The organism is Microbulbifer sp. 2205BS26-8, from assembly GCF_030731025.1.
Classification (GTDB): domain Bacteria; phylum Pseudomonadota; class Gammaproteobacteria; order Pseudomonadales; family Cellvibrionaceae; genus Microbulbifer; species Microbulbifer spongiae.
In genome coordinates this window covers 51217-61542 of the sequence record NZ_JAVAMR010000022.1, presented here as the reverse complement: position 1 = coordinate 61542, position 10326 = coordinate 51217, and the positions used below count along the sequence as shown (strand labels likewise).

General features: G+C 52.9%; 7 protein-coding genes. 1 reads left to right on the top strand and 6 read right to left on the bottom strand.

What is annotated here, in order from left to right; all coding sequences use genetic code 11:
* Positions 1–95 precede the first annotated feature (95 nt).
* Positions 96–1394 carry a patatin-like phospholipase family protein gene (locus Q5Y71_RS09295; RefSeq protein ID WP_306041871.1) on the top strand — a complete coding sequence of 433 codons (1299 nt, stop codon included), beginning with the start codon at positions 96–98 and terminating at the stop codon, positions 1392–1394.
* A 386-nt stretch (positions 1395–1780) separates the two neighbouring features.
* On the opposite strand, the gene Q5Y71_RS09290 is transcribed toward Q5Y71_RS09295, so the two are convergent.
* From Q5Y71_RS09290 to Q5Y71_RS09265, 6 genes are all read right to left on the bottom strand, one after another.
* Positions 1781–2599: a TonB-dependent receptor gene (locus Q5Y71_RS09290; RefSeq protein WP_306041869.1), complete on the bottom strand. Its 819-nt coding sequence runs from the start codon at positions 2597–2599 to the stop codon at positions 1781–1783.
* A 3-nt stretch (positions 2600–2602) separates the two neighbouring features.
* Positions 2603–5200, bottom strand: coding sequence for a TonB-dependent receptor (locus Q5Y71_RS09285; protein ID WP_306041867.1), 2598 nt, complete (start codon positions 5198–5200; stop codon positions 2603–2605).
* Between the two features lie 146 nt (positions 5201–5346).
* Positions 5347–6399: a FecR family protein gene (locus Q5Y71_RS09280; RefSeq protein ID WP_306041865.1), complete on the bottom strand. Its 1053-nt coding sequence runs from the start codon at positions 6397–6399 to the stop codon at positions 5347–5349.
* Complete coding sequence (locus tag Q5Y71_RS09275) at positions 6392–7000, bottom strand: RNA polymerase sigma factor (protein ID WP_306041863.1); 609 nt, start codon at positions 6998–7000, stop codon at positions 6392–6394. The genes Q5Y71_RS09280 and Q5Y71_RS09275 overlap by 8 nt, the downstream gene beginning before the upstream one ends.
* Before the next feature lie 952 nt (positions 7001–7952).
* Positions 7953–9632, bottom strand: a complete 1680-nt coding sequence (locus tag Q5Y71_RS09270; protein ID WP_306041861.1) for an NAD-dependent malic enzyme — start codon at positions 9630–9632, stop codon at positions 7953–7955.
* Between the two features lie 107 nt (positions 9633–9739).
* On the bottom strand, positions 9740–10297 hold the full coding sequence (locus Q5Y71_RS09265; RefSeq protein WP_306041859.1) for an NADAR family protein: 558 nt from the start codon (positions 10295–10297) through the stop codon (positions 9740–9742).
* Positions 10298–10326 lie beyond the last annotated feature (29 nt).

Below are 10326 nucleotides of genomic sequence, written 5' to 3'. Positions count from 1 at the left end.
CGAAGCCGATCCGGGGTGGTACCCTGTCTCCATCCTATAAACAGATGCACAATCTCCGGATGTGAAATAAAAATTATCTGAAATGGAAAACTCCCATGAAAAAAACAGAGTGGGTCAACAACGCAATCTCCCAGGCAAACACCTATTGGAAAAACGCCAGGGCCGACATTGAAGGCAAGCAGTTTAGCGATGTGTACGATACAGAGGGGCTCCAGTATGTCGACCTGGTGATGGAGGGCGGGGGCATGTTGGGGATTGCCCTGGTGGGCTATACCTACATTCTGGAGAAAGCCGGTATTCGCTTTCGCAAAATCGCCGGGACGTCTGCAGGCGCCATCAATACGTTGTTTCTGGCCGCCGCCGGCACACCTGAGGTCAGCAAAAGTGCGGTGCTGCTGGACATTATGGCCAATGCGGATTTTGCCAGTTTCGAGGATGGCGAACCTTTTGCCTGTAAAACCGTGCAGCGCCTGCTCGGGGGCAAGGGCCTGTTCGGCAGCCTGGTCCTGCATCCTTTGGATTCCCTGCGTACCTGTAGACAATTGCTGCGCCACAAGGGGCTCAATCCCGGCGACGCCTTTACCCGCTGGCTGCAGGAAGCGCTGTGCCAGTTGGGCATTACCAACACCGCGCAGCTCAACCAGCGCATCAACCAGTTCCCGCCTTTGTGCTACCGGGGCAATCCCGACAGCCAGGTAGCCAGAGCCGAAGTGGCACTGGTGGCCGCAGATATCACCACAGAAACCCGGGCTGTGTTTCCGGCCAAAGCCCCCCTCTATTACGCCAATCCCAGCGCCGTCAACCCTGCCGAATATGTGCGCGCCTCCATGTCTGTGCCCGGCTTCTTCCAACCCCACACGGTAAAAAATATCCCGCAGTTGGATGAGTGCGCTTCCGTGGCAGACAACTGGCACAGAATGAAGGGGGTTCCCAGGCAGTTTTTTAAAAACGGCTTTCCCAGAGATGTCCAGTTTGTGGACGGCGGTCTGGTGTCCAATTTTCCCTTTGACATCTTCCACAAGCCCAGCGGCATACCGAAACTGCCCACCTTCGGTATCAAGCTGGAGGTGGATCACTACCAGCCGAAATCCAGCCGGGCCGGTCGCTTTACCATGGGGCTGGTCAATACCTGCCGCAATATTCTCGACAGCCATATGCGCGCGCACTTTAATGTGGAGTACCACACCCTGGTTAAAGAGATTGCCATCAAGCCAATGGCAACTGGCGAGTCTCCCCACTGGCTCGACTTCTCCATGCCGGAAAGCCACTGTGAACACCTGTTTTTATCCGGCGCAAAAGCTGCCACTGAGTTCCTGGGCGGTGGTTTTCGGTGGGCGGATTATCTGCTGCTACGCCAGCGGGGCACGGCAGAAGCCGGTGAAAAACAGAGCTAGCCTGAATATTTCACCAAAATAAGGGCAGCAGCTCTGTTTCCCTTATTATTCAGGCCAGCGGGCTTCCGCCTTATATGCCCGCCCGCATTGAATTGTCCCAGAGGGTTGAGGTCCACAGAGATGCACTGCCCCATCCCGGTATCCTCGCAAGCCTCAATCCTGAAAAGTCTATCCCCCTTCTCTTTATCGGGGATAAAAAGGGCCGCAATAATAAGTTGCGGCCAATGAGGAAATTTCCTTATTTTATTAATCAGGCGGGAAAATAGTTATTTATGTTACATATTTAATCGTGCGGCGCCTGTAGTAGGACACCACACTATAAAGAACTACATCGCCGCCGGGCTAATAGCTGAAAAAATCATCGCCGTCCCAAGGAACGGCTACCTTTAAAAGCCCTTGTACAGACTTAACCCCACAATCCGCGGCTCCAGGGTAAACACATTGGCACTCAGCCCGGTATCATCGCTATTGGTAAAGAAGTCGGTAATAGGTGCATCGTCAAATACATTCTTCACATAGAGCTGCATCTGCAAATCCCATTCCGGCTGAGTAAAGGTGGCCGATACATTCAGGTTGCTCCAGGCTTCCAGGCGGTCATACTCGGTATTGTATGCCCGCGCATAGCTTTCCCCCTGGCGGTAGTAATCGGCGCGCAGCTTCAGGTCCCAGTCTTTGACCTGGATCACATGCTCCAGGCCCAAACTGGCGGTAAAGCGCGGGGCATTGGGCAGCTCGTTTCCACCCAGGTCAGCGGCAAAGCCGCGCCCGCCATTGGGGGCATCAGTGAGTGGATCGTAAGTGAAGCCCTCGGGAAAGCCCAGTGCCTGGCTCCAATTGATATTCCCTAATCCCAGGCCAAAACTTCCGTACCGTGAAGATCCTCCGCATAGTAGATGAAGAGGCAATAACAGCTCAGCCTGTACCTGAGGAGGAAGAATGGCACCAACATTGATAATATGTTCAACAATATCTTTTGGCGCAATACAATTGGAGGGCACCTGTATCCAGGGGCGCAACGCCACCCAGTCCTCATTGCCCTGGGTGCGGTTCATCACATCGATGGATTCCTCACCATCGCCAATACGGGTTTTTAAATAGCCCAGGTTCATATCCACACGGGTGCTGGGGGTCATCTGCCAGGCCCCCTCCAGTTCCAGACCCCAGCTCTCCGCATCAAAATTTTCATTCAGGGAGATACGATCCACAATTTACGACACTTGGTAATCTTTGTAGTCGTAGTAGAAGGCAGTGGTATTCAATGTCAAGCTGCCATCCAACAGGCTGTTTTTGGTACCGAATTCGATGGCATCCACAAACTCCGGCTCAAAGGTACTACCAAGGGGCTGGTATTGCACCACCTCAGGGTCGATGTCCATGCGTGGTGGATTGGTACCACCGCCTTTATAACCGTGGGCAAAGGAAATGTAAAAGAGAGTCTCGTCGGTAAAGGGGGTTTCCCCGCGCCAGTCCAGTACCAGGCGGCCGGTATATTCCTGCCATTCCTGCTCTACATCCGCCTGGGCAGGATAACCACGTCCAACTCTTCCACCAGTGGCAGGACCCGAATCAACTATATTCCCCTCAGTGTCATAATTTGCAGTCATCAATAGCTGGCTGGGCACTGGGGTGGCGGTCTTGCGATCCTGGGTATAGCGCAGGCCAGCGGTGAGTTTTACAGCATCAGAAAACTGCCAGTAGGTCTCCCCAAACAACGCCTGGGAGCGGGTCTTCACTTGATTCCGGCTGAGGAAATAGTTATGGCCTTCATCATCAATCTGATCGAGAGAATTGTAATCCACGTACAGACATTCGCGCGCTCGTCCTACTTCTGCGAAATTATCACATTGAAGCGTTACATGACCATCAGTGCTAATCTCCAGGGGGTTTCGATTATAAATATCCTCAGCAATATAGGTGAAAAGATTGTTAAATACGTAGTAATCGTCCTGAGATTCGAAATCCAGGTAATTGGCCCCCACGGAAAAATTAAACGGACCATCAAAGCTGGTTTGCAACCGCAGTTCATGGCTCCACTGACTGTTGTCAGAGCGGCTGATATCCACCGCCAGCATCCGGTCCGAAGGACCCAGCTGTGGATCAGTATAGATACCACCCGGAGTCGGCCCTGATCCAGTGATAGGGTTACCTAGGGTATCATATAAGCCCACAGAATCGTTAAAGATCGGATCGGAAACGTAGCGGTTGTAGTCCTGGGAGCTGTAGTAGTCATCCTTTGCATAGGTGGACTGGGCAAAGAGTTGCAGGGAATCTCCCAGGGCCAGTTCCAGATTCAGCTGCACTAGATCGTTCTCGGCACGAAACACCGGATCGTAACTGGTGGCGATTTCGTGTAGATCGCGCGATTGCTGTACATTCCCATAGGGGGCAATATCTTTAAGGCGATTCACTCCCTCCCCAAATACAGATCCGCCTTCAGTATACCCCAACTCTCCCCCTATACGCTTCAATGCAGTGAGAAATGCGAAACTGCGCGCATTGGGGGCTCCGAAGGCGTCATCATCGTACAGAGAGCCTGGTGAGCACCCCTGGCTAAGGGCCCCTCTAAAGAGGTCCGGAACCTCTGTCTCATTGACCATCTCCAAGCCTGGGTCTCGGGTACAAAGCTGTTTGCCCGTGCGGGAGCGGTTGTCGTCCTCCTCAAAGTGCTGCCAGATCAGGTTGGCATTAAACACCTCGCTGGGCTCCCATTGCAGAATCAAGCGAGTGGAATAGAGATCCCGGTCATTAACGTCGTTATCGGTAAAAGTATTATGGTCAAAACCGTCCCGTTTTGTCATAGCACCGGAAAAGCGCATGGCCAGAGAATCCCCCAGGGGTACATTCAACATGCCGCTGGTACGCCGGGAATTGTAGCTGCCCACTTCCGCCTTAATATTCGATTCAAGCTCCGGCCCCGGCATCTGCGGCAACATATTCACCACCCCGGCGGTGGCATTGCGACCATACAGGGTACCTTGCGGGCCGCGCAGCACCTCCAAGCGTTGTACGTCGAAGAACTCCTGCTCGAACAGGCGGTTGCGGATCAGTGGCGCATTGTTGAAACTCACCGCCACCGCCGGGTCTGAACTGGCGGAGACAGCCTTGGTACCCACACCGCGAATAGAAAAATTGTAGGTGCTGAAATTGTTTTTAGAGAAATTCACATTGGGCACCGCGCGCAACAGCTCCTCGCCGCGCTCGATTTTCAGGTCGTCCATAGTGTCACCAGACAAAGCCGAAACAGCAATGGGCACATCCTGGATACTCTCCTCAATCTTCTGAGCAGTAACAGTGATTTCTTCAATAGCCTTGCTATCGGCCTCTTCATTGCTCTGGGCGCTGGCGGGCGTCGTGGTTATCGCCAGGTAGGCCAGTGCCGCGCTACACCAAGCGGGAGCGCTGTGCTTGCTCTGCTGCACCTCACGAATCGTCTGTGCAATTGCCTTTTTTTGTGGTTTGCAAAAATCCAACCTCATGGAATTCACCCCTCCTCGGGCGCTATCAATACTGATACTGAGCTGCCCATCCCCCTCCAGTTTTGCGCTTAACCCCGTTCCCGACAGTAAACCTCGAATAGCTTCTTCTATCGAGTAGGTACCCACCAAACGGTTTGCCGTTTTTCCCTGTGCGATATCAAAAGGAAAAATAAGCGTTAAATCGGCTTGCTGCGCAAATTCGGTGAGCGACAGGTCCGCTCTTTGCTGAGGAATAACGAAAGGAATTTTTTCATGTGGCTGTGCCGCTTTTACAGGCAATACTGATGACAGCATCATCAGCAGGAAGAGGACAACACACCGAAATCGCACCAGATTATTATTCTCAGCCGCGAGCTTCTCGCTTGCGTACTGAGTAGACGACCTAGCAATTTTTTTCCACCATACTGCCAAATGCATTTTTTATAATTAGTATACTGACTGTGCATTTCGCACGGCTTAGGATTATCAGGCTGGAGCTACTGGGCGCTTAGCAAGATCTTGCTTTCTCCAATCCGCTGATAGGAAATATTGAAGTTTTTTCTTAGGGCCAACAATAAACCCTTAACATCGCCGGCCTTAAATAATCCGGCAATGCGCATTTTTTTCAGGTTTTCATCGAGAATAACGAATTCAACCTGTGTGTAGCGGCTGATTTCGGCCACTGCGTCCTCCAGAGATTCTCCTCGAAAAACCAGGTTGCCTTCCCGCCAGGACAATTTGACTTGTATTTCTTCAGGTTTTATTTTTCCAACTTCTTCCTCCTCTCCCTCTCCCCCAAGTACCAGTTGTTCACCTTTTGAGACAGCCATTGAGGAGGGTGGCAAAATATCGGGCCCAAACTCGAGCGCATTTTTGCCCGGTGTCTGGTGTACGGCGACCAGAACCTTGCCGTCGGTGACCACAAGCTCGATGTGCTGATCGCTATTAATTTCCACATTGAATGCGGTTCCCACAGCCTGCACCACTTTATCTCCCGCAATAACACTGAGGGGGCGGGCGTTATCGTGGGCCACTTCGACGTGAATTTCGCCACGCTCAAGTACCAGCACTCGATGGTGGTCGGTATAGTTGACTTTTACCCGGCTGTTGGTATTGAGCACCAGTTGGCTGCCGTCGGGTAAATGAATCGAGGAGTGTTCTCCGATTGCCGTTTCGTACATCCGGTCGACGACAGTGCCCAACAGGTATTGCCGCCCGGCAAACTTTTCGGGAAACGTAGTGCCCACCCAGGCGCACAGGCTGGCAAACACCAGCAGCACGGACGCCGCCACGGCCAGGTAGGGCCGGGGAGTGCCATGTTCGGGCTTTGGGGTGCTGGGGAACAGTTCGGAAAGCCGCGACAGGGCGTCCATTTTGTCCCAAATTTCCGCCATCTTGAACAGTACCTGGCGATTATCGCCAGTGTCCGCCAACCATTGGTGCAGGGCTTGAATTTCTTTCGCACTCAAGCCCCTGTCCAGTTTGGCAATCCACTGGCTCGCCTGGTCGTAGCGCTGTTCCTGTGTTTGCAGTTTGTGAATATTACTCATCTGCGCTCCCCCTGCCCCGCTCAAACGGCGAGGTGGAGGATAGTGGCCGCTGTTTGCTCAGGCCATGGCTGTCTGGCTCAAGGCTGCTCCGTTGCATCATAAAATAGGTACAGCGCTTGATGCCGGTGGCAACATGCTTTTCCACGGTGCTTTCGCTTAAATTCAACGCTTTGGCTATTTCCCGCTGGGAGTAGCCGTACACTTTCTTCATGACAAACACCTTACGGCATTTTACGGGCAATTGGCGAACGGCTTCGCAAAAATGTGCGAATTCTTTCTCCACCGCGACCCGGTCATAGGTTTCGTCGGAAAAATACTCTCCCTGGCCAGGCGCCAGTTCCGGGTCTTCATCGGCGCTCACCGCCAGCCGTGTTTCTGACCGCTTGAGGTAATCCAGTGCCAGGTTTCGGGCCGTTTTTAGTAAAAAGGAGCGCGGGTACAATATCTCTTCTTTTTGCTTAACCTGACAGACCCTGACATAGGTCTCCTGAACGATATCCTCGATCTCTTTAGGCGGTACAATGCGCGATACCACCCGCGCCAGTGTCGCCCGGATTGCGAGATATATGCCACTTAGTGTTTCTTTTTCTGATTCTGACATCTCTCCCCAACCGTAACTACTCAGCCCAGCACTTTGCCAAATTACTCAATCTTTACTCTAAAAATGCTGCTTGCAGAACCGAATCCGTGCAATTCCTAAATAAAACCCCATTAAATTGTTTGTTATTTGAGCACTTAAACCCTGTATCGATATCGTTACCCCCAACCCTGGTAGTCGTCGATTCTCCTCCATTGAATGTCCAGACGATCGGGGAGAGGTTTTCCACTATAGGAAAGCGATTTTTTGTACACTTTTAACAAGCACCCTGTCCTCCCTCCGAACCGGCTCAAATTACTGTCACCTGCCAGCCCACTTTTTTTCTGGGAAATCACAGCTGGTCAGACGGAACATCAGAGCATACGCAGAAAGGCAGCGTGTATCGTGAATATCTTCGGGCAAAAAAGCGCAGCAGTCACCCATTTCCAGGGTGTTTGCACTGCGACTGACCAGTTGTAGCCCATTGCCTGGTTCTTCAAACTGGCCCTAGGTGGACATTTGCCTCGCCCCGTGCTGCGGGAGCGACTGCGTACGCTGGTGCTGCAAAACGGAGCTGGCCAATATCTATCTGAAGCTAACGAAAGTAGCGGCTGTGGTGGTTTACAAACCCGCATGCTGGGTATTCCAACTGGCGAAGCAGTATCTTTGGCAAACACTATTTGCCACACAGCGAAACCTGTTGAGCGGATTACTGCGCATGAGTGCTGCTCCCGGCGTGTAGAAAAGGCCCAGGGGTGGGTGCCTTGCGCCACAGTTCAGCCGGGTTCGCTGTTGATTAAACAAAAAGCTGCTGCGTGAATACCCGAAAGAAGGCTGTACGATTGCCCCCTGAACATCATGGGCTTGGTGAAATATTCAGATCAGAAGGGACCAAATCGGCTGCGGGCATCCTGTCCATCAGCGGGCACCACAGCATACCCTATGCGTAAGTCCTGGAAAAGCTGCAGCCCTTTCCTTAAAAAGAGCGCCGGCGGTAGTTGCGGTAATCGGCCCGCCAGAAATTGCGCTCCAGTGACCGTTCCAGGCTTTCCCCACTGATTTTTGGCGCAACGCCATCCAACTGGGCCTGAGCGGCAACAGCCCGGGCGATATGCTTGCTCAACGCGCGGATAGTGCTTAAATGCGGCAACAGTGCACCTTCGCCGTGTTTTACCACCGGTGCCTGCTCGGCCAGGGCGTTGGATGCTGCCATCAACATGCCGTCAGTCACCTGCGTTGCAGCGGCGGCGATCACACCAAGACCGATGCCGGGGAAAATATAGACGTTATTGCACTGGGCCACAGCGATATGATGCCCCCCTGTCTCCACCGCCGCGAAGGGACTGCCGGTTGCCACCAGGGCCTCGCCATTGGTCCAGGTATAAATCTCCGCGGGCGTCGCTTCGGCGCGGGAAGTGGGGTTGGATAGCGGCATCACCAGGGGGCGGGGACAACTTGTGTGCAAAGCCTCGACCACCTGCTGGGTAAACAGCCCTCCCTGTCCCGAGACGCCTATCAGGATACTTGGGCCCACTTTGCCGATCAGGGTCTGCAGATCCCACTCCCGGGCCCCCGCAAAGGCTTTCGGGTCCTGAGCCAACGCCGCCTGAAAGTCGTGCAACCCCTTCATGTCCGCAGTCACCAGTCCGTAGCGGTCGTACATAAAAATACGCGCGCGCGCTTGCGCATCGCTGAGGCCCGCCTGCACCATGGCACGCACGATCTGCTCGGCAATACCACAGCCCGCGGAACCGGCACCGACAATAACGGCGCGCTGGGCCGCAACGGATTCCTGCCAGACCTTGCAAGCGGCCAAAATGGTGCCCAGCGCCACCGATGCAGTACCCTGTATATCATCATTAAAACAGCACAGCTGTTCGCGATAACGGTGCAGCAGCGGCATGGCATTGGTCTGGGCAAAGTCCTCAAACTGCACCAGTACTTTTGGCCACCGGCGTTTTACCGCAGCGATAAACTGCTCGAGGAATGCATCGTAATCCTCCTGGCAAACCCGTTCGTGTCGCCATCCCATATACATGGGATCACTCAGCAAGTTGCGGTTGTTGGTGCCCACATCCAGCGCCACAGGCAGGGTATAGGCGGGGCTGATGCCGGCACAGGCGGTATACAGGGACAACTTGCCGATAGGAATACCCATCCCGCCGATACCCTGGTCACCAAGGCCCAAAATGCGTTCGCCATCGGTCACAACAATCACCTTGACGTTCTCCTTGGTGGCGCTGCGCAGCATATCGTCCATATACTCGCGATCCGGGTAGGAGATGAACAGGCCGCGGTGGTCGCGGTAGATATTGGAAAACTCCTCACAGGCGGCACCAACCGTGGGGGTATAAATGATCGGCAGCATTTCCTTGATATGGTGCTCAATCAGGTAAAAAAACAGGGTTTCGTTGTCATCCTGAATGGCCCTCAGGTAAATATGCTTGTCGAGGTCTGTCTTGCAGTGCTGATACTGGTGATAAGCCCGGCGCGCCTGCTCTTCGATGGTCTCCACGGTGTTCGGCAGAAGCCCCGCCAGGTTGAACTCAAGGCGCTCTTCCAGCGTGAATGCACTGCCTTTGTTCAACAGCGGTATCTCCAGCAGGGAGGGCCCTGCGTGGGGAATATAAAGCGGACGCTTGTCGTGGTTACTCATAGCGTGGTTTTTCCAATAGGCAAGTCAGGCGCCTACCGTACGGGCCGAAGCCACAAAGCAGTGCAAATCCAGCATATACACAGCATTTGCGATCGTGCAGGCACTTGTTATGCGTCACTCTCTCTCAGTTTGCTGCGAACGGCTATTAAGGCAAAGCCCAATAGATTTAAGCCTTTCCATTTTTTGGGATTTTGACATTTGTCATCATCTTCAGCCAGACCTACGCCCCAAACCTTATCCACAGGGCTCGCTTCAACCAGTACCCGATCACCAGTATTCAATAAAAATTCTTTCAGCGCTTGGTTGCCTTTAAATTTCGCCAAATTTGCCTGCACAACAATGTCGAATTTTTTCTTATCCCAAAGCTCTTGATCAAATCCTTCAACCTGACGGCCAATTGCTTTAGCGGCACCTGGATCAGCCACGGCAAGGGAATTTTCTGCAGCGGAATTATCGCCAAACAGTTTTGCTTTTTCATACATCATGAAATGTTCGGCAGTGTGAAACCTGTTGCCATCAGATTCAAAAGGTGATTCATACCACTGACTCAAACAAGACTTCGATATGCCTTTCTTCGGTTTCCTGTGTCCCCAGAAGAATAGGTACTTCACCTTATTTCCGCGATTGACATAATCAATCAGCTGCTCTGTATTCTTGATAGTCAATTCTTGTCGGTTCCAGTTACGGATTTCGA

Coding starts and splice junctions, on each gene's coding strand:
- Q5Y71_RS09280 (WP_306041865.1), bottom strand. CDS start 6,399: ATGAGTAATATTCACAAACTGCAAACACAGGAACAGCGCTACGACCAG.
- Q5Y71_RS09270 (WP_306041861.1), bottom strand. CDS start 9,632: ATGAGTAACCACGACAAGCGTCCGCTTTATATTCCCCACGCAGGGCCC.
- Q5Y71_RS09275 (WP_306041863.1), bottom strand. CDS start 7,000: ATGTCAGAATCAGAAAAAGAAACACTAAGTGGCATATATCTCGCAATC.
- Q5Y71_RS09295 (WP_306041871.1), top strand. CDS start 96: ATGAAAAAAACAGAGTGGGTCAACAACGCAATCTCCCAGGCAAACACC.